We start from the raw sequence: 23,418 nt of genomic DNA on the forward strand, positions 1-23,418 counted from the left end.
GAGTCATTCGGACTCCTCCTGGGACGGCGATCCGACTCCTCAGGATTACATAGATGGCTCTGAATGTGTATGCGGCGCCGGAGCGCAATTCCGGTCACCATCGGGGGCCTGGTAGACAAAGTGGTTCACGTGGTGGGGCGGGCGGTGACAGCCACACCGGCGACGCCGCGTTCGAGCTGGCCCTGAGTGGCGCTCAGCGCCCGACGTCGCGATGGTCAACGGTCGAAAACCGGTAGCTCGTCGGCGCACCCGAGGCGATCATGGCAGCGTGAAGCAGTACCGGGACCTCGGCGACCCACTCGATGGTGCCGATGTCGTACTCATCGGCCTGTTCTCGGCCAAGGAGAAGCAGTACGAGGCCAGGCTGGACGAATTCGCCGGCCTGGTGGAGGCCCGCGGCGGACGGGTGGTGGCCCGGTTTGTCCAGCGCCGGGGGGCCTCCGACCGGTGGAAGCGGCGCCCCGGCGGATCGCTGCGAATGTCGCAGCCCTTCTCACGCCGCACACTGCTGACCCATGGCAAGCTCCGCGAGATCGCCCAGGCGTGCCGGGAGTCGCAGATAGACGCCGCAGTCTTCGTGAACACTCTGACACATCGCCAGCGAAGCGTCTTGGCCGGTATTCTCGGCTGCCTCGTTTTCAGCGGCGAAGACCTGGCCGTCCACGGGGAGACCGGGTAGTTTCGTCCGCCGAAGCCGGCCCCGTTCGGGGCAGAAGACAGCCGTCGGCAAGTCGCTGCGCGACCGGTTCCGCATCAAGATCCCGCCTACCGGACAACAGCGACGTCCGCGTATCGCTTGGATCGCGGCAGATCCGTATATCTGATCATGACTCGGGCAGCTATGGCGTCGATCTTCGAAACGGTGAATTGCCGTGCTCGGCTGTTCTTCCGCTTCTCTCGTGCTGTCGTGTGTTGACCTATTCTGTGTGCGTTGTGGGTGGTGTGGGCTCGGTAGCATGGGCGTTCGCTGGTTGCCGGGGAGGCTTTGGGGTGGCTGGAGAGCGGTCGGGGCTGGATTTCTTCATCAGTTATGCGAGTGAGAATCGCGTGTGGGCTGAGTGGATCTCGGTGCAGCTTGAAGGGGCGGGGTACTCGACGCGGTATCAGGCAGCGGATTTCCGGCCGGGCCGGGATTTCGTGCATGAGATGCAGGCGGCGATTGTGGCCGCGGAGCGGACGATCGCGGTGTTGTCGCCGGCATATCTGGTGTCGGAATTCGGCGAGTCGGAGTGGCGCGCGGCGTTCGCGCGGGATCCGACGGGTGAACTCGGTGTGCTGATCCCGGTGTTGGTGCAGCCGTGTGAGCCGCCGGGTTTGCTGGCCAGCCGGGTGTATGTGGACCTGACCGAGGTCGGTGAGGTGGGTGCGCGGCGGAAGTTGCTGGCGGCGGTGGACACCGACCGGCCACGGCCGGCGTCGGCGCCTTATCCGGGGCGGGGTGGTGTGCCGCGGCCGGTGCGGTTTCCCGGCGCCGGGCCGGAGGTGGCGAATCTGCCGCAGCGGAATCTGTTGTTCACCGGCCGGGACGGCTTGGTGCGGCAGGTGTATGAGGGGTTGCGGTCACCGGGGCCGGCGGCGGTGGTGTCGGGGGCGTTGCACGGGCTGGGTGGGGTGGGTAAGACCACCCTGGCGGTCGAGTACGCGTACCGGTTCCGCAGTGATTACGACGTGGTGTGGTGGATCGACGCGGAGCAGCCCGCGACCGTGGTGGGGCAGTTGGCCGCGCTCGGCCGGGAGTTGGGTTTGACGGTGCCGGTCGACGATCCGGATGTGGTCGCGGCCGTGTTCGGGCGGTTGCAGGGTTTGGACCGGTGGCTGCTGATCTTTGATAACGCGGAGCATCCGTCGTCGCTTGCCGGTCTGATCCCGGCCGGTGGTGGGGGGCATGTGCTGGTGACCTCGCGCTGGCCGGATTGGCGGGGGCGGGCGCGCACGGTGCAGGTGGGTGTGTGGCGGCGGGCGGAGTCGGTGGCTTTCCTGCGGTCCCGGACCCGGCACGACGACGAACGGTTGCTGTCGCAGTTGGCGGAGTTGGTGGGTGACCTGCCGCTGGCGGTGGAAGAGGCCGCGGCCTATCTGGAACAGACCGGTGAAGATTTGGCCGTCTACGTCGGGCTGGTCCGCGACCGTGCCCGGGAGATCTTCGCACCAGCCGTGGCAGAGGAGGGTGTGGGTACGCCGGGGGACGTTGATGGGCGGCGGGTGGCCACGGTGTGGTCGTTGTCGCTGGAACGGGTCCATACGACGCAGCCGCTGGCCGAGCGACTGCTGACGGTGTTGGCGTTTCTGGCGCCGCAGGTTCCGCGGGGCTTGGTCGCTGAGGCGCCGGACCTGTTGCCGCCGGAGCTTGGTGTGGTGGTGTCGGACCGGCTGGCCTACAACCGGCTGCTGGAGGCCGCGGGCCGGTACGCGCTGATCGAGCTGACCCCGGCCCATACCGAGATGCACCGCTTGGTTCAGACCGTCGTGCAGGCCCGCCTCGACCCGGTCGAGGAAGCCCGCTGGGCCGGTGTCGCGATCACACTGGTGCGTGCGCTGTTTCCGGACGACAGCTGGGAGGTGGAGCGCTGGGATGACTGCCGGCGTCTGCTGCCACAGGTGCTGGCCGTGGCCGAGCACGCCGAACGCCTGCACGTCGGCGAAGACGACGCGGGCTTCCTGCTGCACCGCGCGTCCGCCTATCTACGTGAGTCGGGTCAGTACCGGCAAGCCGAACCACTCGCCCGACGCGCCCTGCACCTCACCAGCACCGCATCCGGCCCCGAACACCCCGACACCGCCTGGCGCCACGACGAACTCGGCCGCGTCTTACAGGATCTGGGCCAACTGGACGAGGCCCACACCCAGTTCGAGCAGGCCCTGGCGATCGGCCTGGCCACCTTCGGCCCCGACCACCCGGCCATTGGTATCTGGCGCAACAACCTCGGCCGCGTGTTGCAGGAGTTGGGCCGGCTGGACGAGGCCCACGCCCAGTTGGAGCTGGCGCTGACGATCGGCCTGGCCGCACTCGGTCCCGACCATCCTCACATCGGCATCTGGCGCGGCAATCTCGGCGGCGTGTTGCAGGAGTTGGGCCGGCTGGACGAGGCCCACACCCAGTTAGAGCAGGCCCTGACGATCAGCCTGGCCACCCTCGGCCCCAACCACCCCGACATCGGCATCTGGCGCAACAACCTCGGCCGCGTGTTGCAGGCGCTGGGCCGACTCGACGAGGCCCACACCCAGTTCGAGCAGGCCCTGACCATCGGCCTGGCCACCCTCGGTCCCGACCACCCGGAGATCGGCACCTGGCGCGGCAACCTCGGCCGCGTGTTGCAGGCGCTGGGCCGACTCGACGAGGCCCACACCCAGTTGGAGCAGGCCCTGACGATCAGCCTGGCCGCCCTCGGCCCCGACCACCCCGAAATCGGCATCCGGCGCGGCAACCTCGGCGACGTGTTGCAGGATCTAGGCCGGCTGGACGAGGCCCACACCCAATACGAGCAGGCCCTGACCATCAGCCTGGCCGCCCTCGGCCCCAACCACCCGCACATCGGCAGTTGGCGCAACAACCTCGGCAGCGTGTTGCAGTCGCTGGGCCGGCTGGACGAGGCCCACACCCAATACGAGCAGGCCCTGACCATCAGCCTGGCCGCCCTCGGCCCCAACCACCCCGACATCGGCATCCGGCGCAGCAACCTCGGCGGCGTGTTGCAGGAACTGGGCCGGCTGGACGAGGCCCGCGCTCAATACGAGCAGGCCCTGACCGTCGGCCTGGCCGCCCTCGGCCCCAACCACCCCGACATCGGCATCCGGCGCGGCAACCTCGGCAGCGTGTTGCAGGAACTGGGCCGGCTGGACGAGGCCCACACCCAGTACGAGCAGGCCCTGACCATCAGCCTGGCCGCCCTCGGCCCCAACCACCCGACCATCGGTATCTGGCGCAGCAACCTCGGCGGCGTGTTGCAGGAACTGGGCCGACTGGACGAGGCCCACACCCAGTACGAGCAGGCCCTGACCATCAGCCTGGCCGCCCTCGGCCCCAACCACCCACAGACCACCGCCATCCGCGCCCACCTCACGCTACTCGACGATCACCGCCATCAAGCGGCGCAGCCACCGGAGCCACTCCGGGGAGCAGACAGTGAGTCCGATAAAGGAGGCTGAATCTCGGCGAGGCTCGTGCAGGCACCGGCAGGTCCGGATGGCGGCCACCCTGCGGACCCGGCTGCACCGTGTGGCACTCGCTTAAGGCTGGCGCGTGCTTGGACAGCGGCAGATCCGTGGGGTTCCAGTCGTACAGCAATGTGCATTGTCGTGGGAGCTGATCGAGCCGTTGCTGCCGACGTGGCGGGAGAATCGTCCGTGGCCGGTGCGGTGCCGGTGTGCCTGCGGACGCTCCTGCCGGGCCACAGGCTTGCGGCCTGTGGGGCGTGGTCGGCGTGGTCGCGGCGGATCTTCTCGTGCTCGTCCCGGTCGAGGTCGGCGTCGTCGTTCGCGGTGAGCGTCGCGCCGGCGGCTACCCATCGGCATCCCGAGCACGGGCGCCGGTCGGGCCGATGTCGGCCCGACCGGTGTACCGTGCCGCTCCGGGGCGGGCTCGGGCGTTTCTGAGTTCGGTCCTGGCCGTCAGCGGCGTGCGGGAGCCGCGGCCGGGCTGATCGGCGTCACCCCCGTGGGCCGTTGTTGACGCAGTCGAGCCAGTCGTCGTTGATGCCGAGGTATACGGGGACCTCCTGCGTGTGTGAGCCCGAGGTGGCGCGCACCTTCAGCACGTACTCGGACTTCTCCGGGATCGGCGGCATCCAGGCCGATGCCCCGCCCACCGCGCCGTGGTCGTCCGAGTGGCCGGGCGGGAGGTTCGGGCCCTGGGCGGGCTCGAACCCCGGCGGAGTGTCCACGAGCCTGATCCGAAGCTCCTCCGACCAGGTGCCCTCGATGAAGACCGGGAAGTAGATGATGCGTCCGAGATCGGTGGGCGTGCAGAACCGCTGATGCAGGTCGATCAGCCGCCACGTCGCCGGCGAGGCGGTCGCCGCCGCGGCGGGGGTGGGTGGGCCGGCGGTTACGGCCAGCGCCAGCCCGACCGCGAGGCCGAGGATCGAGCGGGCGAGGATTCGACGTCGTGTCACGGTTGCCTCCAGCAAGGATCGGGCGGGTCGTAGCACCGCACGGAGGGAACGTAACCGACAAATCTCAGCCCGAATTCAGAACAGACCCCGGCGAATCGGCCACCTCCCGGCCTCGTGCGCTAGAGATCCCGTCCGGGTGGGGCGGAGCGGCGGTGCGGGGCGCTCGGCGATGCCGATCACCCGCGCGGTAGACCCGGCAACAAGCGCATCCGATCGCCGACGGCGCAGGGACGCGGCTCGACGTGATCACGATCGGCGCGACCGTGCCGGACATCAGCATGGCCGTGGCCCTGCTCGGTTCCGTGCCGCCGATCGCCGGCGGGGGTGTGCGGCCACGCTTCCGGTGCTGGCTGGCACGGGCCGCGACGGCAAGGGTCTCCGAGCCGAGTGCCGCGGTCGCGGCATCAGGCCGGTAATCCGCAACGCGGACGCACGCACACCAGAGGCCCCGGACGGGTTGCGCGACGTCGTCGAACAGGGCATCGCCCCGCTCCATCTACCGCGGGACCGGCAGGGAGGAGCGCCAGCGACGACCGGTGCCCGCGGGAGCATGCGGATCGGCACCACGCCGGAAGCGGGACAATGGAACTCGTGGTCTTCGTCGTGGCTCCGCTAGCCCTTCATGATCGGGGAGGAGTAGACCGAGGAGACGCGGAAGCCGGCGAGCCAGTCCGTCAGGCGCCTGGCCTCCGCATGAAGCAGTTCCTCCTCCACCGCGGACACCGGCTCGGCCAGCCGGATGCGCACCGCGCCGGACGGGTCCTGGATCCAGGCGCCGACGACGCGGCCGTTCACCCAGGCGGTGGTGCCGGCGTTGCCGCGGGTGTCGAAGATCAGGTCGCGGTGGGGGCCGAGGTAGAAGTCGCGGGACTGCCAGCCCATCACGGTCGGGTCGAGCACGGGGAGCAGGGCGGCCCACGGGGCGGGGGCGGGCACCTCGTCGAGGTCGTCGGGGAGGAGCCAGCCGGTGCGGCCGGAGTCGAGGGTGACCTGCTCGGCGGCGAGGGTGGTGAGGGCGGCGCGGACGGTGGACTTGGTGCCGCCGAGCCACCACACCAGGTCGTCCTCGGTGCCGGGGCCGAACGACCAGAGCCAGCGGCGGATGATCTCGCGGTATCCGTCGGCGGCGGTCGGCCAGCTGGGGGACGTGCCGAGCCAGTCGGCCATCGGGGTCCAGCGGGGGCGGGAGACGTGCCAGCCGCCGGTGTTGGTGCCGCGCACGAGGTCGGCGGTGAGGCCGAGGTGGTTGAGGACGCGGCCGGCGACGGGGAGGCCGGCGGCCTTGACGTCGATCATGGGTACGGCGAGGCGGATCTCCTGTGCGGTGCGGCCGCCGGGCACGCCGTCCAGCGCGGCCAGCACCTCGGCGCGTGCCCGGTCCAGCCAGGCGCCGCCGTCGGGGGTGAGGCCGTCGGTGACCACGTCCTTGGCGAGGCGGGCGCGCTCGGTGGCGGCGACCCGCGCGGACGCGCTCGGCCAGGCGAAGGGCAGCAGGTCGCGCGGGAAGACGAAGAGGGTGCGCCGCATCGCGAGCTGCTTGACCAGGGTGCGGTCGGCGTGGAGTGCGCGGTCCAAATCGTCGGGCTTCAGCGTGTCCATCCGCGCCCAGCAGGACAGGTAGACCGTGGGCGGCTCGGTGGCGTGCAGCACGGTCACGGCGCGGGCGGCGTCCTCCACGGTGGTGGCGCGGAACGGCGGGGCCAGGGCGTGGCGGACGCCCAGCCGGGCGCGCCGCTCATGATCGGACACGTGACGCATGCCGACATGCTGTCACAGGGGTACGACAATTCAGCCGTTCACCAGCTTGGAGAGGTTGGTCAGGCTGGTGACCAGCGCGGTCGTGTACATCAGGATGCGGCCGGCCCACTTCGCGACCGCGGCCACGATCTGGGCGGCGATCACCGGGATGGTGACCACGAAGATGGCCTCGACCGCCCAGACGATCACACGGGCGACCAGGTCGGCGATCAGGTCGCGGACCACCTCGCGGACGAACGTGACCAGGTTTCCGGCGGCGGTGGTCGCGGACGCCATCGCCACCGAGATGCCGCCGAGCCCGGCGACCGCGGCCACGTTGTGGCCCATCAGCGACTGGTACGCCTCGGCCGCGTGCCCGGCCCAGTCCGGCACGTCGCCGGCCAGGTGCGACTGGAGGTCTACGGACATCTGCTGGAGCGCGCCGGCCATGTTCTCCCAGGTGGCGGCGTGCGAGGCGATCACGTCGGGCATGCCGGTGAGCGCGTCCAGCATCTCGCGCAGCGGCTCGAAGTACTCCATCGCCCAGCTGATGCCGCTGGCCAGCAGCGCGCTGAACGGGTCCAGCACGGTGGAGACCGCGTCCAGGCCGAACGCGGCACCGGCGAGCAGGTCGTCGACCCAGCCCTCGCTCTGGATCGCCGCGTTCAGGTCGGCGAAGCCCTCGGCCAGCGAGATGCCGGTGTATCCGGTGCGCGTCGACTCGACCGGCGCGACGAGCGAGCCATCGGCCATCAGGTGAGCCGCCCTTCCAGGCCCTTCATCGAGTTCTCCGCGTCGCTGTCGGCCGCCTCGTACGCGTCCGCGGTCTTGCGGAGCAGGTCGGCCGCGATGCGGAGGTTCTCCTCGACGTACGCGATGATCTCGTCCTGCCGGGTGTGCCGGCTCTCCAGGATGCCGGCGATCCAGCCGCAGAGCAGCCCGTACGCCGCGTCGTCCTGGCCGATGTGCGTGCTCGCGTCCTTGACCGGCCCGAACGCCGCGCGGACCGCGTCGATGTTGCCGGCGTGCGCGCGGATCTGGTCCGCGTCGACCGCCCAGCCCTCCCCGGCCGCCATCCGCTACCCCCGCCAGCCGTGGCCGTCGTATCCGGAGCCGGGCCGCCACTCGTCGGGGTCCGGCTCCGGGCGCAGCCGGCGGTCGACCCGCTCGGCGATCGCGCGTGCGGCGGCGGAGTCGGTGCCCACGGTCTCCGCGATGATCTCCTGGGAGCGGTCCGCGATCTGCGTCTTCGCCAGCCGGATCGTGTCCATGATCGTGCGCGCGACGACCTCGGGCGCGACGCGCTGGATGCCGCGGCCGAGCGTCAGGTCGAGCAGCGCGCCGGTGTTGTCCACCGTGACCTCGCACAGGCCGTGCTCGTCGGAGACCGTCACGCGGAGCCCGTCGAGCCGCTCGCTCATCGCCCTGGTGTCCGCGGCGAGCTTGTCGATCCGGCCCTTCCAGGCGCGCATCCGATCCATAGCGCCCTCGGGATCGAGAATCCCGCCCCCGCTCAGAGCCCCGGTCTCCATGCGCCTCCCTCCACCGGCCCGTGTCCCGCCGCAACATCGTAAGGGCCCGCCGCCCGCCACCCGGTACCGTCCCCGGCATGACCAGCCACCTCGACGCCGTTCGCGCCTCCTACGACACCGTGGCGGCGGCCTACGCCGATCAGCTCGCGGACGAGCTGGCCGGCAAGCCGGTGGACCGGGCGATGCTCGGTGTGCTGGCCGCGCTCGCCGGTGACGGCCCGGTCGGCGACCTCGGGTGCGGGCCGGGGCGGGTCTCCGCGTACCTGCACGGGCTGGGCGTTCCGGACGTGGTGGGCGTGGATCTGTCGCCGGCGATGATCGCGGAGGCGCGGCGCCGCTATCCGGGGCCGCGGTTCGAGGTGGGGTCGATCGACCGGCTGGACGGGATCGCGGACGGTGGGCTGGCCGGTGCGGTCGCGTGGTACTCGATCATTCACACGCCGCGGGAGGGGGTGCCGGGGCTGCTGGCGGAGTGTCGCCGCGTGGTGCGGCCGGGCGGTCCGCTGCTGCTGGCCTTTCAGTCCATCCACCCCGGGATGCCCGATCGGGTACGGGTGGAGCGCGCGTACGGGCACGAGGGCCTGACGCTCGACGCGTACCGGTGGGATCCCGGCACCGTGATGGCTCTGCTGGTGGCGGCCGGTTTCGTGGCGCACACGACGGCGGTGCGGGAGCCGCAGGGGCGGGAGCGGACGCCGCAGGCGTACCTCATCGCCGTCTGATTGTGGGGGTTTCGGCGCAAGAATAAGACGGGATTACGGAAATGTTGCGCACGCGTCTTGCGCGGGGATCGGTGCGCTTCGTAGTGTCGGGCACCCATCGACGAATCGAGTGTCCGTGATGTCCTCGCCCCGCCGCGCGGGACGGGTGATCGTGACCGCCGTGCTCCTCTCCGGTCTCGTCGCCGCGCCCGCGCACGCCTCGCCCACGCCCACGCCGGTGACCCGGGCCGGCATCGACCCCGCGCTCACCGCCGGGCGCGGCGCGGACGTGCCGTTCCTGGAGCAGGAGGCGGAGCGCGCCGCCACCAGCGGGACCGTGATCGGCCCGTCGCGCGACGCCTACACGCTGCCGGCGGAGGCGTCCGGGCGCAGCGCGGTCTCGCTCGCGCCCGGGCAGTGGGTGGAGTTCACGCTGCCGCGCGCGGCCGACGCGATCACGGTGCGCTACAGCATCCCGGACGCGCCGGGCGGCGGCGGGATCACCGCGCCGCTGACCGTCACCGTCAACGGCCGCGACGCCCGCACCATGACGCTGACCTCGGAATACTCCTGGCTGTACAACCAGTATCCGTTCACCAACGACCCGGGCGCGGACCTGCTGCACCCGGACTGGTGGATCACCGAGTGCGGGTGCGTGCCGGCCGCCACCACGCCCGCACCGGTCATCACGAAGCCGTTCCGGCCGAGCCACTTCTACGACGAGCAGCGGCTGCGGCTGGATCGGGTGTACCGGGCCGGCGACCGGGTGCGGCTGACCGCGCCGACCGGGACGCGCGCGGCGTGGACCGTGATCGACCTGCTCGACTCCGAGCTCGCCGGGCCGCCGCGGGTGCTGACGCGGGCCGCGAACGTGCTGGCGTTCGGCGCGGACCCGACCGGGCGGCGGGACGCGGCGCCGGCGATCGAGCGGGCCATCGCGTTCGCCCGCAAGGTGCGCGTGCCGGTCTATCTGCCGCCCGGCACGTTCCAGGTGAACCGGCACATCATCGTGGACGACGTGACGATCGAGGGCGCCGGCACCTGGCACACGATCGTCAAGGGCCGGCAGGTCGCGCTGGATCCGCCCGCGCCGGACGGGTCCGTGCACACCGGCGTCGGGTTCTACGGCGCGGACGGCGGCTCCCGGAACGTACGGCTGGCGCACTTCGCGATCGAGGGCGACGTCCGCGAACGGATCGACACCGACCAGGTCAACGGCGTCGGCGGGGCGATGAGCGACTCCGTGATCGAGCACCTGCACATCCGGCACACCAAGGTCGGCCTCTGGTTCGACGGCCCGATGACCCGCATGCGCGTGCTGAACAACATGATCGTCGACCAGATCGCGGACGGGCTCAACTTCCACACCGGCGTCACCGACTCGGTGGTGCGCAACAACGTGGTGCGCAACTCCGGCGACGACGCGCTGGCGATGTGGTCGGAGACGACCGCGAACGCGCGCAACGTCATCGACCGCAACACCGTGCAGACCCCGGTGCTGGCCAACGGCATCGCCGTCTACGGCGGCACGGACAACACGGTCTCCGGCAACCTGGTCGCCGACCCGATCCGCGAGGGCAGCGCGCTGCACGCCGGTTCCCGCTTCGGCGCCGAGCCCTTCGCCGGCACGTTGCGCTTCACCGGCAACACGACGGTACGGGCCGGCACGTTCGAGCTGAACTGGCGGGTCGGGCTGGGGGCTCTGTGGCTGTACGCACTGGAGAGCGACATCGACTCCGGCGTCCGCGCGTCCGGCAACCACTTCCTGGACAGCACGTACAACGCGGTCATGCTGGTCTCCGACTGGCCGGTCAAGGACCTCTACTCGATCAGCGACGTGGTGGTCAGCGACACCCGCGTGGACGGCACCGGCACCTCGGTGATCAGCGCGCGGGTGGCGGGCTCGCTCACGGTGACCGATGTGGACGCCCGGAACGTGGGCGCGGTGGGCGTCAACAACTGCGGCAGCTTCGGCTTCCCGCCCTCCGGCTCCGAGTTCACCATCCTCGACGGCGGCGGCAACGACGGCGGCTGGCTCGCCCCCTGGATGCTCCCCAACACCATCACCTGCGACGACCGCCCACCGGTGGTCCCACCGCCCCCACCGTCGCCGTGGGGCGGTCAGCGGTAGGGCCGGGCCTAGGCTGGCTCGTCGTGACGAGCTGGAACCCGTACCTCGACGACCCCGCCCTGCTCCCGGACGGCGAGGCGGCACCGGTTCACGGCCTCGCCGTCAATCCGGCCGCGCCGGTGGAGCTGCTCCTGCGGATGCTCGACCGGCGCCCGGACGCCATGGCCGTGGCGCTGCGGCACCGTCCGGACCTGCCGCATCCGGTCGCCGAGGCCGCGGCCCGGCACCCGGACGAGGCGACCCGCCGGGCGCTCGCGGGCAACCCGGACCTGACTCCGGGCATCCGGTCGGTGCTCGCGCACGACCCGATCATGGCGATCGCGGAATGCGCGGCGGGGCGCGCGGCCTCGCCGCCCTGGCCGGAAGCGGCGCGCACGCTGGCGGTCCGGCAGATCGAGCGGATGCTGTCGCTGTTCCGGCGTGCGCGCATGGAGGAGCACGAACTGCTCGACGAGATCGCCCGGGAGCTGCCCTACCGGAACGAGGCGGTGCCGGCGGTCGCGGCGGAGCATCCGGACCCGCTGATCCGGCGCGCCGCCGCACTGGTCGTGCCGATCGACGGACCGCACTGGCGCCGCCTCACCGCGGACGAGGACGAGCGGGTGCGCTCGGAGATCGAGCGCCGCGCGGGCGACCGGGCCCGCCGGCGCGACCATGTGTACACGATGGACGATCTGCGGGTACGGATGAACGGGTACGCGTACCGCGCGCTGATGGCCGAGTGCCGCCTCGCGCCGGAGCTGATCGCGTACACGCTGGAGACCGGCGTGGCCAGTGGCGGCGCCGAGGCCGTCGCCGGCAACCCGCACCTGACGCCGGACGCCGTCGAAGCCGTGGCCGGCCACCCCGCGCCGGAGGTGCGGGCCGCGGCGGCGCGGCGCCCGGACCTGACCCGCGCGCAGCTCGACCGGCTCGCCGCCGACCCGGACGCGTCCGTGCGCACCCGCGTGTCCCTGCACCCCGCGCTCACCGAGCCGGAACGCGCGGCGATCGACATCGACGTCTCCACGATGCCCCGCTCGTTCCCGTCCGCGCCGTGCGAGGACGTGGCCGACTCGGTCCGGATGGCCGCGTCCGTGAATCCGCTGCTGCGCCGCCGGGCCGCGATCGACCCGCGCCTGCCCGCCGGCCCGGTGGCCGCGCTCGCCGAGGACGCCGACCCGGTGGTGCGCGATCTGCTCGCCCGCCACCATCCGGACGCGCCGCCCGCCGTGCTGCTGGACGCCTTCCGGCGGAACCGGCACCGAAGGGAGCTGACCCGGCATCGGAACTTCCCGACGACCGGCCTGGCGCCGCTGGCCGCCGACGCTGATCCGCAGCTCAGGATCGTGGCGCTCCGCGATCCACGGCTCGATCCGGCGACGCTGCTGGACGACCGCGATCCCACGGTACGCCGGGCGGCGGCGGCCTGCCCCCGCCTGCCGGCCGCCCGGATCGTCGCGCTGTTGGAGCAGCCCGGCCTGTGCGCCGCGGCAGCGTCCAATGAGGCCTTGCCCGTACCGTCGATGTGGAAGGTTCTTTCATGACCCCGTCGCCGGGTGGGCGTTGCGGTGCGGGCGGCGGGTCAGGGCCGAGCCGTACCGCGGGAGTCACGGTCCGCTCACGAGGCGACCGGGCGCCGGTCAGCCGAACCGCGTCGGTACGACCGTCAGGTCCGCGAGGTTGACCCGCGCGGGGACGGACACCGAGAACGTGATCGCCGCGGCCACGTCGTCGGCCGTGATGGTTTCGATGGCGGCCCGCAGCTCGCCCAGGCCGGCGCGGGTGGCCTCGTGCGTCATGTCGTCGCCGAGTTCGGTGACGGCGAAGGCGGGGGCGATCGTGCGCACCCGCACGCCGCGCGGGCCGAGGGAGGCGCGCAGATTCCGGGTCAACTGCGCGACGGCGGCCTTGGTGGCGCCGTAGACCGGGTAGTCCGCGAAGATCGTGTCGGCCGCGATGGAGCCGACGTTGACCAGGTCCGCGGCGCGGCCGTCGCCGGCCGCGCCGAGCAGGTCGCCGACGAACGCGCGGCCGGTGGCCACCAGGCCCCGCAGGTTCACGTCGATCATGCGGTCCCATTCGGCCGGGTCGGCGACCTCGAACGGCGCGCCGAGCATCGTGCCGGCGTTCGCCACGACCAGGTCGGGCCGGCCGAGCGCGTCCCGGATCGCGGTGGCGGCGCCGGTCAGCGCGGACGGCACGCCGACGTCGACCGGCAGCGGGAGCACCGCCGCGGCGCCGGAGGCGCGCAGTTCCGCGGCGAGCTCGTCGAGTCGCGCGGCGCGCCGGCCGAGCAGCGCGACCGCCGCGCCCTCGGCGGCGAACCGGCGTGCGGTGGCGGCGCCGATGCCCGCGCTGGCTCCGGTGATCACGGCGACGCGCCCGGCGAGCGCGCCGGTGGCTGAGGTGTGGATATCGCTCATGACCTCGATGCTTCGCCGCCGGGCGGGCGCGTTCCAGGACGGAATCCGTCCTGGGTGCGTCGCACCCTGGCTGCGCGCGGCGGACAATCACGGGATGCTGACATGGGTCACCGCGTACCTGGACCGGCCGGAGCGGGCGCTCGACGAGGCGGTCGCCTTCTGGGAGTCCGTGACCGGCGCGTTCGCGGTGCCGCAGCGGTCGCCGCGGTTCGTCGGGCTGCGACCGGTCGCCGGGGACGTGAGCGTGATGGTGCAGGGCGTCCAGGACGGGCCGGGCGGCGTGCACCTGGACCTGGCGGTGGAGAACGTGCCCGCGTTCGCCGCGCTCGCGGTCCGGGCCGGCGCCGCCGAGGTGGCCGATCACGGCGCGTGGCGGGTGCTGCGCTCCCCCGCCGGGCTGACGTTCTGCGTGGACACCGCGGACGGCCGGCACGTGCGGCCGGCGCCGGCCGAGGGCGTGCTGCTCGACCAGGTGTCGCTGGACATCGGCCCGGACGCGCACGATGCCGAGCTGGCGTTCTGGACCGCGATCACCGGCTGGGACCCGCGGCCGACCTCGCTGCCGGAGCTGCGGCGGCTGCACCCGCCGGCGGGTGCGCCGATCCAGTTGCTCGTCCAGCGCTGCGCGACGGAGCGGCCGGCCGGCGCGCACCCGGACCTGGCGTGTGCGGACATTCCCGCGGTCCGGGCCCGGCACGAGGCGCTGGGCGCGGCGTTCGTGGCCGAGTTCCCCGGCTGGACCGTGATGCGGGACCCGGCCGGCGGCGTCTACTGCCTCACCGGCCGCCCGCCGGTCTGACACGACGACGAATCCGGCGGGGGTACGCCGTACCCCCGCCGGATCGTGATCTTCTAGAGGACCGCGGCCGCGACGCCGTCCGGGTTGCCGAAGCGGTGCGCGGTGATGCTGACCGCCTGCTCGCGCAGGAACGGCAGCAGCTCGATGCGGCCCGACTCGGTCACCGGGCCGCCGTAGACGGCCAGGTCGGGACGGCCGCCGGTGGCGGTGACCACGGCGGGGACCGAGCCGCCGACCAGGCGGGCGCGGCCCGGGCCGAGGCGCGCGGTCCACGCCTCCAGCGGCTCGACCGTGTGCGCGATGCCGAGCGCCTCGGGCAGCGGCACCGCGGTGGAGACGGTCAGGTCCGCGCCGGCCAGCGTGCCGGCCACGACCAGGCGGACCAGCTCCGCGACCGAGCCGCCGGCCTCGAGGCGCAGCTCGACCGGGACCGGCAGGTAGCGCAGCACGTTGCGCTCCGCGGCCAGGCCGGAGACGTCCGAGGGCGCGAAGTGGCCCGCCCACGCCTCGGCGTCGCTGCGGGCGGCGCGCTCCAGGTAGGCGGCGTCGTCGCCGGACAGGGCCTGCTTAGCGCGGCCGAGCAGGTTGCGGACGCGCGCGCTCGGCTCGGTGACCGCGGCGGCCGGGCGGGACGCCCAGTCACCGAGGCCGATCAGGTAGTTCGGGCCGCCGGCCTTGGTGCCGGGGCCGACCGAGGAGCGCTTCCAGCCGCCGAACGGCTGCCGGCGCACGATCGCGCCGGTGGTGCCGCGGTTGACGTAGAGGTTGCCGGCCCGGACCCGGTTGAGCCAGGTGCGCAGCTCGGCCACGTCCAGCGAGTGGATGCCGGAGGTCAGGCCGTACTCGACCTCGTTGACGATGTCGATCGCCTCGCTGAGCGTGTCCGCGGTCATGATGCCGAGGATCGGGCCGAAGTACTCGGTGTGGTGGTAGGCGGAGCCGCGCCGCACGCCGTCCCGCACGCCGGGGCTCCACAGCCGGCCGGTCTCGTCGAGCCGCTTCGGTTCCAGCAGCCAGGACTCGCCCTCGCCGAGCGTGGTCAGGCCGTCGAGCAGCTTGCCGGTGGCCGGCTCGATCACCGGGCCGACCTGCGCGGCCGGGTCCCACGGGTAGCCGACCGTGAGTGAGGAGACCGCGTCCAGCAGCTGGGTGCGGAACCGCGTGGAGCGGGCGACGGAGCCGACCAGCACGACCAGCGACGCGGCCGAGCACTTCTGCCCGGCATGGCCGAACGCGGAGTGGACCACGTCCTTGACCGCGAGGTCGAGGTCCGCGCTGGGCGTCACGATGATCGCGTTCTTGCCGCTGGTCTCGGCCAGCAGCGGCAGGTCGGGGCGGAACGAGCGGAACAGCTCCGCGGTCTCGTACGCGCCGGTCAGGATCGTCCGGTCGATCTTCGGGTGGGCGATCAGCGACGCGCCCAGCTCGCCCTCGTCGACCTGCACCAGCGTGAGCACGTCGCGGGAGACGCCGGCGTCGTCGAGCGCCTCCCAGATCGCCTCGGCCAGCACGGCGCCGCAGCGCTCGGCCGGGCCGGCGGGCTTGAGCACGGCGGCGGACCCGGCGGCGAGCGCGGCCAGCACGCCGCCGGCCGGGATCGCGACCGGAAAGTTCCACGGCGGCGTGACCAGCGTGATCCCGGCGGGCGTGAACGCGGCGCCGTCGACGTCGTCCAGCTCGCGGGCCAGTTCCGCGTAGTAGTGGGCGAAGTCGACGGCCTCGGACACCTCGGGGTCGGCCTGGTCCGCGGTCTTGCCGGCCTCCGCGGCCATCACCTCGATCAGCGCGGCGCGGTGCGCCTCGATCCGCTCACCGACGCGGTGCAGCACCTTGGCCCGGTCCTCGCCGGTGACGCCGCCCCAGGTGGTGGCGCCGGCCTTCTCGAGGAGGTCGTTGAGCGCGGCCGTGCTGTCGATCCGGGCCGCGTCGATCCGCGCCGTACCGATGTCGGAGCTCTCGGCCTTTCGCACGGCGGCGCGGACCCAGTCGCGGTTGGTGGCCACCGACGGGTCCGTGTCCGGCGTGTTCTCGAAGTGCCCGATCGTGGCGACCGGGACGACCGCGTGCCGGTCCGCGACCCGGTGCGCCGGCGGCACCTCGGCGTCCAGCGCGGCCAGCGAGGCCTCGAACCGGCGCCGCTCCCGCTCGAAGAGCGCCTCGGAGGAGTTCAGGTCGAACACCGCGGACATGAAGTTCTCGCTGCTCGCGCCCTCTTCCAGGCGGCGGATCAGGTACGCGATCGCCACGTCGAACTGGGCCGGCTTGACCACCGGCGTGTAGAGCAGCAGCCCGCCGACCTCGCGCCGGACCGCCTCCGCCTGGCCCTGCGCCATGCCGAGCAGCATCTCGAACTCGATGCCGTCCCGGACGCCGCGCTCGCCGGCCAGCAGCCACGCGTACGCCACGTCGAACAGGTTGTGGCCGGCCACGCCCAGTCGCACGTTCCCGATCCGGTCCGGGTGCAGCGCGTAGTCCAGCACCCGCTTGTAGTTCGTGTCCGTCTCGACCTTGCTGCCCCAGGTGGCCAGCGGCCAGCCGTGCAGCGACGCCTCGACCTGCTCCATCGGCAGGTTCGCGCCCTTCACCAGGCGCACCTTGATGCCGGCGCCGCCCCGGGCGCGCCGGGCCGCGGACCACTCCTGCAGCCGCATCATGGCGGACAGGGCGTCCGGGAGGTACGCCTGGAGCACGATCCCGGCCTCCAGGTCCAGGAACTCCGGGCGGTCGAGCAGGCGGGTGAAGACCTCGATGGTCAGATCGAGGTCCTTGTACTCCTCCATGTCGAGGTTGATGAACTTGCGCTCGTCCCGGGCGCGGGTGAACAGCGGCGTCAACCGCGTCTGGATGTGCGCGACCGCCTCGTCGAACGCCCACGGGTTGTGCGGCGCGACCGTGGCCGACACCTTGATCGAGACGTAGTCGACGTCCGGGCGGGCGAGCAGCCGCTCGGTCTCGGTCAGCCGGTGCGCGGCCTCGCCCCGGCCCAGCACGGCCTCGCCGAGGAGGTTGACGTTGAGCCGTACCCCCTGGCCCTTGATCTTCTGGATGGCCTTGCCGAGGCGGGCGTCGGTCGCGTCGACGATCAGGTGGCCGACCATCTCGCGCAGCACGCGGCGGGCGATCGGCACCACCACGCCGGGCATCGTGGGGGCGAGCGCGCCACCGGCCTTCACGGCCGCGCGCAACGGCGCGGGCAGGAACGACGGCACGTCGCGGGCCAGGCGGCTGAGCGCGCGGGCGCTGACCCGCGGATCCTCCGGCCGGACGACGCCGTCGACGAAGCCGACCGCGAACGACAGGCCCTTGGGGTCGCGCAGCACGCCGGCCAGCTGGGCGGCGGAGCCGGAGACGGGATACGTCTCGGCCTCACGCAGCCAGCGCCGGACCAGGGTGACGGCCGCGGCGCTCAGCTCGGGGTCGGTGGCGTTCATCTCGGTGGTTCCCTCCATGGCTTGAGATGCCCAGTTTCGGTCCCCTCCTTGCATTAGGAAAAGCGATCGTTTGTGACGGGTATTCTTCAGGCTGGGTTAACTGTCTCTCCGCGGGTGCGCGACAACACGGTCTTCGTTTCCCGCACCCGCGCTCTTGATCAGATCAGCGAGGAGTGACCGGATGCTGGAGATCCGCCGGCTCGTGCTGCTGCGCGAGCTCGCCATCCGGGGCACGATCGCGGCCGTCGCCGAGGCGCTCAACTTCTCCCCCTCCGCCGTTTCCCAGCAGCTCAGCCTGCTGGAGAAGGAGACCGGCATGGTGCTGCTGCGCAAGTCCGGCCGGCGGCTGCAGCTCACCCCGCAGGCCGAGGTGCTGGTCGCGTCCGCGGGCGAGGTGCTGGACACCCTGGAGCGCGCGGAGGCCGCGTTGCAGGCCTCGCTCACCCGGGTCAGCGGGCGCGTGCGGGTGGCCGTGTTCCAGTCCGCGGCGCTGGCGCTGATGCCGGCCGCGCTGCGCAGCATGGCGGAGAACCATCCGGACGTACGCGTGGAGATGGTGCAGCGGGAGCCGGAGGAGGCGCTGCGCGAGACCTGGGCGCGCGACTTCGACATGGTGGTCGCGGAGCAGTACCCGGCGCACGCGGCACCGCACCACCCCGGCCTGGACCGGCGCGACCTGACCACGGACGCGATCCGGCTCGCGCTGCCGCCGGCCGAGACGTCGCCGCGCCCGGTCAGCGACCTCCGCGACGCCCGCGACATGCCGTGGGTGATGGAGCCGCACGGCACCGCGTCCCGGCACTTCGCGCTGCAGACCTGCCGGGTCGCCGGGTTCGAGCCGGACGTGCGCTACGAGACCGCGGACCTGCAGTCGCAGATCCGGCTGGTCGAGTCCGGCAACGCGGTCGCGCTCATCCCGGACCTGGTCTGGACCGGACGGTCCACGTCGTGCCGGCTGGTGGAGCTGCCGTCCGCGCCGCGCCGCACCATCTTCACGGCGCAGCGCGTCGCGGGCGCGGCGTCGCCGGCGGCCCGCGCGTTCCGGCAGACCCTCGAACGGGCCGCGGCCGGCTAGAGCCTTTATCGAAGGGGGGCGGAGCGAGGCTAGAGCCAGCGGACCTCGGTCACGGTGCCCTGCGGGTCGAACGTGAGCCGGAAGCCGCCGGTGGTGTCGTCGCGCGCGCTCAGGTCCGTGAACAGCTCGTCCACGCTGCTCGGTGTGCGGTCCGCGCGCCACACCTCGGCGGCCGGGTCGACCCGGACCGTCACCCACGGCCCGGTGCCGTCGATCGTCTCCCGGTTCTCATCCTGGCTCGCCTGGCGAACCCGCAGCAGCAGCCGGCCGGAGGAACGGTCCCGGCCGGCGCTGTCGATCTGCATGAAGAACTCGCCGTTCCAGACGTTCTCGGTGACGGTCGTGTCGTCGTACGGCCCGGTGGTGTTGTCGTCGCCGCGCGGCCAGGCGGCGGCCGTGGCACCGGCGAGCGCGGCCGCCACCACCAGCGCGGCCACGAACATCACCCGGCGCCCGCGCCCGGCCGGCGTGGAGACCGGGATCGCGGCGGCGCCGTACACCTTCGTCCGGTCCATCGGCCGGGCCGCCTTCACGGTCAGCTCCGCGTCCGGGCCGCTGACGTCCTCGGCGGTGACCGCGCCGGACGCGACCGCCAGTTCCGGCGCCTCCACCGCGGCCGGCGCCACCCCCAGCGCGCGGTGCAGCAGCGTGGCCAGCAGCGGCACCCGGCTGCCGCCGCCGACCAGGAACACGCCGCCCAGCGACGACCGCTCCACCCGCGCCTCGCGCAGCACGGCCAGCGTGGCGTCGACGGTCCGGTCCAGCACCGGGCGGGCCAGCGCCTCGAACTGCTCGCGGCCCAGCGGCGCCTCCTGCTGGAGGATCGGCAGGTGGATGTGGGTGCCCGGGGAGCGGGACAGCGCCTCCTTGCCGACCCGCACGCCGGTCCAGAAGGCGCGGGACGCGGCCCGGTCGGCGGGCGCGGACGGCGCGACCAGCCGGGTCCAGGCGGCGCCGTGGCGCGGCGCGTAGACCGTGCCGAGGTGCGCGACGATCGCGGCGTCCAGGTCCAGGCCGCCGCCGTCCGGCAGGCCGGTCGTGGCCAGCACCTCGAAGCCGGTCGGCGTGCGGCGGACCACGGACGCGTCCACCGTGCCCGCGCCCACGTCGCAGACCAGCGCGGTGCCGCCGGCCGGGAGCGCGTCACCGGCGGTGGCGGCGAAGTGGGCCGCGGCCGCGACCGGCTCGCTGATCAGGCGCACCGAGTTCAGCCCGGCGCGGGCGGCGGCCTCCCACAGCACCTCGCGGCGCTGGGCGCCCCACGCGGCCGGATGGGTCAGCGTGACGCGCTGCGGCGGCGCGGGAAGCTGCGCGACCACCCGGCGCAGCACGGTCGCGATCAGGTCGGCCACCGCGAACTCCACGCCGCCGAGCAGCACCGACTTCTCGTCGATGCGCTGCTTCGGGTAGGGCTCGAACCGCTCCGGCGCGGACGCCGCCGCGTGCACCGCGTCCGGGCCGGCCACCAGGCGCCCGGCCGGGTCCGCGCAGACGCCGGAGGGCAGCGCCGGCACGCCGTCGAACAGCACGGGGCGTACGCCCTGGCGTCCGGCCAGCACCGCGACCGTGCTGGACGTGCCGAAGTCGATGCAGAGGTGCGTCACCGGACCAAAATAGTGCGTCCGCTATACCTGTCCACGTGGGGTCTTCACTGCTCGACATCGTCCGCCGGTCGCCCGCGCCGGCCACCGCCGTCGCCGTGTTCGGCCCGGACGAGGTGTTCACCCGGGTGGTGCACGGCACCGCGGACCTGACCACCGGCCGGCCGGTCACCGACGAGGACTGGTGGGACCTGGCCAGCCTGACGAAGGTGCTGGTCACGTTGCCGGAGGTGCGCGATCTGGTGCCGAACCCGGACCTGCCGCTGGAAGACCTCTGGCCCGAGGCACGGGGGTACGCCGTCGGCCGCGCCACGGTTCGCGCGCTGCTCACGCACACGGCCGGCCTGCCCGCCACCGTCCCGTTCTACCGCACCGCGACCGGCCGCGACGCGGTGCTGCGCGCGGTGCTCGCCCAGCCGCTCGGCCCGCCCGAGGAGGTCTACAGCGATCTCGGTTTCATGCTGCTCGGCCGGATGGTGGAGGCGCTGTCCGGCCGCACGCTGGACGCGCTCGCCCGCGACCGTACCGGCCTGCGCTTCGGCGCACCGCCGTCGTCCTCGGTCGCGACCGAACTCGACCCGTGGCGCGGCCGGCTGATCGTCGGCGAGGTGCACGACGAGAACGCCGCCGCGATGGGCGGCGTGGCCGGTCAGGCCGGCGCGTTCGGCACGCTGTCGCTGGTCACGGCCGCGGCACAGACCTGGCTGCGCGGCCCGGCGATCACCCCGGCCCGGCCGGGCGCCACGTTCGGCCTGGGCTGGATGGTCACGCCGCGCCCGGGTCTCGGGTCCACCCGGCTGCCCGGCTTCGGCCACACCGGCTACGTCGGCAACCGCCTCTGGCTCTCACCGTCCCGCGGCCTGGGCGTGCTCATCCTCGCCAACCGCGTCCACCCCACCCGCGAGGGCACCGCGGAGCCGTACGTCCGCTGGTGCTCCTCGCTCTTCGCACACCTCGAATCGCGGATCTAGGCAGCCGCGGGCTCCAGGGTCTTGATCGTCCGGGTGGTGACCACGTCGGCCGGGATGAGCGGCTCCACCGGCACGGCGATCGGGACCGGGGCCGGGGTGCGGCGGCGGGCCAGCAGGCGCAGGGCCAGGACCGCGACGCCGGGGAGGCTGGCGACCAGGGCGAACAGGCCGTAGACGACCGCGACCGTGAGGCCCTGGGTGGCGCTGAAGCCGGCGGTGGCGAACGCCCAGGCGAGGAAGCCCTCGCGCGGGCCGAAGCCGCCGATGCTGACCGGCAGCACCATCACCAGCAGCGCGGTGACCAGCAGCGGGAGCAGCGTCCGCGCGGGGGCGTACGACCCGGCGGCGCGCGCGGCCAGCAGGAACGTGGCCAGGTGCCCGCCGAGGACGATCGCGGAGGCGAGCAGGATGCCGGGCAGCGTGCGGCGGGCGAGCAGGCCACGGCGGATGTCGCCGGTGGCGGTGCGCCAGGCGCGGCGCAGCCGGCCCGGGTTGCGGCGCAGCTTGATCACGGCGAACGCGCAGGCCAGCACGATGCCGGTGGCGACGGCCGCGAGCACGGCCGGGGAGACCGAGACGACGTCCGCGACCGCCAGCGCCAGGCCGGGGTGCGCGACGAGCACGACCGCGCCGACCGCGAAGAGCATGATCTGACCGGCGGTACGTTCCAGCACCACCACCCGGACGCCACGCCCGACGTCGCCGGTGTCACGGCCGTTGCGCACCGCGCGGTCGACGTCGCCGAGCAGCCCGCCGGGGAGCGTGGCGTTGAGGAACAGCGCCTGGTAGTAGTCGGCGATCGCGCCGCGCAGCGGGAGCCGGATGCCGAGGGCGCGCGCGGTCAGGCACCAGCGCCAGGCGCTGAAGACCGTGGTGAGCAGGCCGATGCCGGCCGCCGCGAGCAGCGTGGGCCAGGTCAGCACGCGCAGGCCGTCGAGGAACGCGACCGAGCCGAGCCGCCAGAACAGCAGCGCGAGGATCGCGGCGCCCGCGACCGGCTTCGCCCAGGAGAGGAACTTCTGCATCATCGGGACACCTCGGTCGGCAGCGCCAGCAGGTCGGTGTGGTGCACGGTGACGGTCAGGTCACCGGCCGCGGCCCGCGCGAGGCGGCGGCTGAGGTAGTCGTCGATCTCGCGCTCGACGCCGGTGTCGCGGCCCAGCCGGGTGGAGGCTGCGGTGACCCAGCCGCGCAGCCACTCCGCGGTCAGCTCGCGCCGGTCCGGGCCGAGCCGCCACGGGCTGGGCGCCGCGTGCACCGTGACGCCGCGCGCGCGGAACGCGTCCGCCAGCGCGTCGGCCGCGTCCGGGCCGAGCAGCGTGCGGCCGGCCACGTGGTGCCGCAGGTGGGCGTTGAACGCGCTGTTCAGCGGCCCGTCCAGCGGTTCCGCCGGGTCGAGCTCGGCGCGCCCGGTGACGGAGAGGGTGAGCAGCGCGGGCGTGCCGGACTCGGCGCAGGCGGCGGCGAGCCGGGCCGCGTCGCCCGCGTCCAGCAGGTCCAGCAGCGCGGACGCGGTGACCAGCGAGACGCCGTCCAGGTCCGCCGCGGTCAGCTTGGTGATGTCGCCGCGCCGGGTCTCCACGGTGACCGCGGCGCCGGTGCCGATCATGCTGGCCGCCGCCACGTCGAGCAGGTCCGGGTCCCGGTCCTGCATGATCCAGTGCTGGCGGCCGTCCAGCAGCGGTGCCAGCCAGCGGGCCATCGAGCCGGTGCCGCAGCCGAGGTCCAGGATCACCGGGTCGGGGACGTCCGCCAGGCGGCCGCGGAGCAGGTCCACCAGCTCCGTCGCGCGGGCCGCGGCGTCCGCGGGCTCACGCAGGTCCAGCCACGTCGAGGCGTACCTCGGCGCTTCGGCGACTCTCATCCCGGCCTCCACTGACGGTAACGATGGGTGCTCCGCCTCCCGGCCGGTCAAGATCTCCGG

General features: G+C 73.2%; 18 protein-coding genes. 8 read left to right on the top strand and 10 right to left on the bottom strand.

The window, feature by feature from the left end; genetic code table 11:
* The first annotated feature begins 268 nt into the window (after positions 1-268).
* Both J2S41_RS17025 and fxsT read left to right on the top strand, forming a co-directional pair.
* Entirely contained in the window at positions 269-679 is a 411-nt protein-coding gene (locus tag J2S41_RS17025; RefSeq protein WP_310368852.1) for an HflX-like GTP-binding protein, read from the top strand.
* Positions 680-990: 311 nt separating this feature from the next.
* Positions 991-4,146 carry an FxSxx-COOH system tetratricopeptide repeat protein gene (gene fxsT / locus J2S41_RS17030; RefSeq protein ID WP_310368853.1) on the top strand — a complete coding sequence of 1,052 codons (3,156 nt, stop codon included), beginning with the start codon at positions 991-993 and terminating at the stop codon, positions 4,144-4,146.
* A 500-nt stretch (positions 4,147-4,646) separates the two neighbouring features.
* Here fxsT and J2S41_RS17035 read toward each other — a convergent pair whose 3' ends face one another.
* The 5 genes from J2S41_RS17035 to J2S41_RS17055 all read right to left on the bottom strand — a co-directional run bounded on the left by J2S41_RS17035 (position 4,647) and on the right by J2S41_RS17055 (position 8,380).
* Positions 4,647-5,111: a DUF5980 family protein gene (locus J2S41_RS17035; protein ID WP_310368854.1), complete on the bottom strand. Its 465-nt coding sequence runs from the start codon at positions 5,109-5,111 to the stop codon at positions 4,647-4,649.
* A 612-nt stretch (positions 5,112-5,723) separates the two neighbouring features.
* Positions 5,724-6,869: a winged helix DNA-binding domain-containing protein gene (locus J2S41_RS17040; protein WP_310368855.1), complete on the bottom strand. Its 1,146-nt coding sequence runs from the start codon at positions 6,867-6,869 to the stop codon at positions 5,724-5,726.
* 30 nt (positions 6,870-6,899) lie between these two features.
* Positions 6,900-7,601, bottom strand: coding sequence for a WXG100 family type VII secretion target (locus tag J2S41_RS17045; protein ID WP_310368856.1), 702 nt, complete (start codon positions 7,599-7,601; stop codon positions 6,900-6,902).
* Complete coding sequence (locus J2S41_RS17050; RefSeq protein ID WP_310368857.1) at positions 7,601-7,924, bottom strand: type VII secretion target; 324 nt, start codon at positions 7,922-7,924, stop codon at positions 7,601-7,603. The genes J2S41_RS17045 and J2S41_RS17050 overlap by 1 nt, the downstream gene beginning before the upstream one ends.
* A gap of 3 nt (positions 7,925-7,927) precedes the next feature.
* The gene (locus J2S41_RS17055; RefSeq protein ID WP_310368858.1) at positions 7,928-8,380 is read right to left on the bottom strand and encodes a YbaB/EbfC family nucleoid-associated protein; all 453 of its coding nucleotides are present in this window, start codon (positions 8,378-8,380) and stop codon (positions 7,928-7,930) included.
* 77 nt (positions 8,381-8,457) lie between these two features.
* On the opposite strand from J2S41_RS17055, the gene J2S41_RS17060 reads away from it, so the two are divergent.
* The 3 genes from J2S41_RS17060 (at position 8,458) to J2S41_RS17070 (ending at position 12,738) form a co-directional block, all read left to right on the top strand.
* Positions 8,458-9,102, top strand: coding sequence for a class I SAM-dependent methyltransferase (locus tag J2S41_RS17060; protein ID WP_310368859.1), 645 nt, complete (start codon positions 8,458-8,460; stop codon positions 9,100-9,102).
* Positions 9,103-9,220: 118 nt separating this feature from the next.
* On the top strand, positions 9,221-11,212 hold the full coding sequence (locus J2S41_RS17065) for a glycosyl hydrolase family 28-related protein (RefSeq protein ID WP_310368860.1): 1,992 nt from the start codon (positions 9,221-9,223) through the stop codon (positions 11,210-11,212).
* 23 nt (positions 11,213-11,235) lie between these two features.
* On the top strand, positions 11,236-12,738 hold the full coding sequence (locus tag J2S41_RS17070; protein ID WP_310368861.1) for a hypothetical protein: 1,503 nt from the start codon (positions 11,236-11,238) through the stop codon (positions 12,736-12,738).
* Positions 12,739-12,834: 96 nt separating this feature from the next.
* Here J2S41_RS17070 and J2S41_RS17075 read toward each other — a convergent pair whose 3' ends face one another.
* A complete protein-coding gene (locus tag J2S41_RS17075; RefSeq protein WP_310368862.1) occupies positions 12,835-13,617 on the bottom strand; it encodes an SDR family oxidoreductase in 783 nt (260 codons plus the stop codon).
* 94 nt (positions 13,618-13,711) lie between these two features.
* Here J2S41_RS17075 and J2S41_RS17080 point away from each other — a divergent pair, with 94 nt between their 5' ends.
* Positions 13,712-14,416, top strand: a complete 705-nt coding sequence (locus J2S41_RS17080) for a VOC family protein (protein WP_310368863.1) — start codon at positions 13,712-13,714, stop codon at positions 14,414-14,416.
* A 53-nt stretch (positions 14,417-14,469) separates the two neighbouring features.
* On the opposite strand, the gene J2S41_RS17085 is transcribed toward J2S41_RS17080, so the two are convergent.
* Positions 14,470-17,865 carry a bifunctional proline dehydrogenase/L-glutamate gamma-semialdehyde dehydrogenase gene (locus J2S41_RS17085; RefSeq protein WP_310368864.1) on the bottom strand — a complete coding sequence of 1,132 codons (3,396 nt, stop codon included), beginning with the start codon at positions 17,863-17,865 and terminating at the stop codon, positions 14,470-14,472.
* A 163-nt stretch (positions 17,866-18,028) separates the two neighbouring features.
* On the opposite strand from J2S41_RS17085, the gene J2S41_RS17090 reads away from it, so the two are divergent.
* Positions 18,029-18,922: a LysR family transcriptional regulator gene (locus J2S41_RS17090; protein WP_310368865.1), complete on the top strand. Its 894-nt coding sequence runs from the start codon at positions 18,029-18,031 to the stop codon at positions 18,920-18,922.
* A 29-nt stretch (positions 18,923-18,951) separates the two neighbouring features.
* Here J2S41_RS17090 and J2S41_RS17095 read toward each other — a convergent pair whose 3' ends face one another.
* Positions 18,952-20,526, bottom strand: a complete 1,575-nt coding sequence (locus J2S41_RS17095; RefSeq protein WP_310368866.1) for an Hsp70 family protein — start codon at positions 20,524-20,526, stop codon at positions 18,952-18,954.
* Positions 20,527-20,561: 35 nt separating this feature from the next.
* Here J2S41_RS17095 and J2S41_RS17100 point away from each other — a divergent pair, with 35 nt between their 5' ends.
* Positions 20,562-21,494, top strand: coding sequence for a serine hydrolase domain-containing protein (locus J2S41_RS17100; RefSeq protein WP_310368867.1), 933 nt, complete (start codon positions 20,562-20,564; stop codon positions 21,492-21,494).
* Here the strand turns inward: J2S41_RS17100 and J2S41_RS17105 are convergent.
* The gene (locus J2S41_RS17105) at positions 21,491-22,522 is read right to left on the bottom strand and encodes a lysylphosphatidylglycerol synthase transmembrane domain-containing protein (RefSeq protein ID WP_310368868.1); all 1,032 of its coding nucleotides are present in this window, start codon (positions 22,520-22,522) and stop codon (positions 21,491-21,493) included. The two genes, J2S41_RS17100 and J2S41_RS17105, sit on opposite strands and share 4 nt — an antisense overlap.
* On the bottom strand, positions 22,519-23,358 hold the full coding sequence (locus tag J2S41_RS17110; protein WP_310368869.1) for a class I SAM-dependent methyltransferase: 840 nt from the start codon (positions 23,356-23,358) through the stop codon (positions 22,519-22,521). Before J2S41_RS17110 ends, J2S41_RS17105 begins: the two co-directional genes overlap by 4 nt.
* Positions 23,359-23,418 lie beyond the last annotated feature (60 nt).

It is taken from the genome of Catenuloplanes atrovinosus, assembly GCF_031458235.1.
Classification (GTDB): Bacteria; Actinomycetota; Actinomycetes; order Mycobacteriales; family Micromonosporaceae; genus Catenuloplanes; species Catenuloplanes atrovinosus.

Bases quoted from the DNA above. Each gene is read 5' to 3' on its own strand.
- J2S41_RS17040 (WP_310368855.1), bottom strand. From the start codon at position 6,869: ATGCGTCACGTGTCCGATCATGAGCGGCGCGCCCGGCTGGGCGTCCGC.
- J2S41_RS17045 (WP_310368856.1), bottom strand. From the start codon at position 7,601: ATGGCCGATGGCTCGCTCGTCGCGCCGGTCGAGTCGACGCGCACCGGA.
- J2S41_RS17050 (WP_310368857.1), bottom strand. From the start codon at position 7,924: ATGGCGGCCGGGGAGGGCTGGGCGGTCGACGCGGACCAGATCCGCGCG.
- J2S41_RS17055 (WP_310368858.1), bottom strand. From the start codon at position 8,380: ATGGAGACCGGGGCTCTGAGCGGGGGCGGGATTCTCGATCCCGAGGGC.
- J2S41_RS17060 (WP_310368859.1), top strand. From the start codon at position 8,458: ATGACCAGCCACCTCGACGCCGTTCGCGCCTCCTACGACACCGTGGCG.
- J2S41_RS17065 (WP_310368860.1), top strand. From the start codon at position 9,221: ATGTCCTCGCCCCGCCGCGCGGGACGGGTGATCGTGACCGCCGTGCTC.
- J2S41_RS17075 (WP_310368862.1), bottom strand. From the start codon at position 13,617: ATGAGCGATATCCACACCTCAGCCACCGGCGCGCTCGCCGGGCGCGTC.
- J2S41_RS17080 (WP_310368863.1), top strand. From the start codon at position 13,712: ATGCTGACATGGGTCACCGCGTACCTGGACCGGCCGGAGCGGGCGCTC.
- J2S41_RS17085 (WP_310368864.1), bottom strand. From the start codon at position 17,865: ATGGAGGGAACCACCGAGATGAACGCCACCGACCCCGAGCTGAGCGCC.
- J2S41_RS17090 (WP_310368865.1), top strand. From the start codon at position 18,029: ATGCTGGAGATCCGCCGGCTCGTGCTGCTGCGCGAGCTCGCCATCCGG.
- J2S41_RS17105 (WP_310368868.1), bottom strand. From the start codon at position 22,522: ATGATGCAGAAGTTCCTCTCCTGGGCGAAGCCGGTCGCGGGCGCCGCG.
- J2S41_RS17110 (WP_310368869.1), bottom strand. From the start codon at position 23,358: ATGAGAGTCGCCGAAGCGCCGAGGTACGCCTCGACGTGGCTGGACCTG.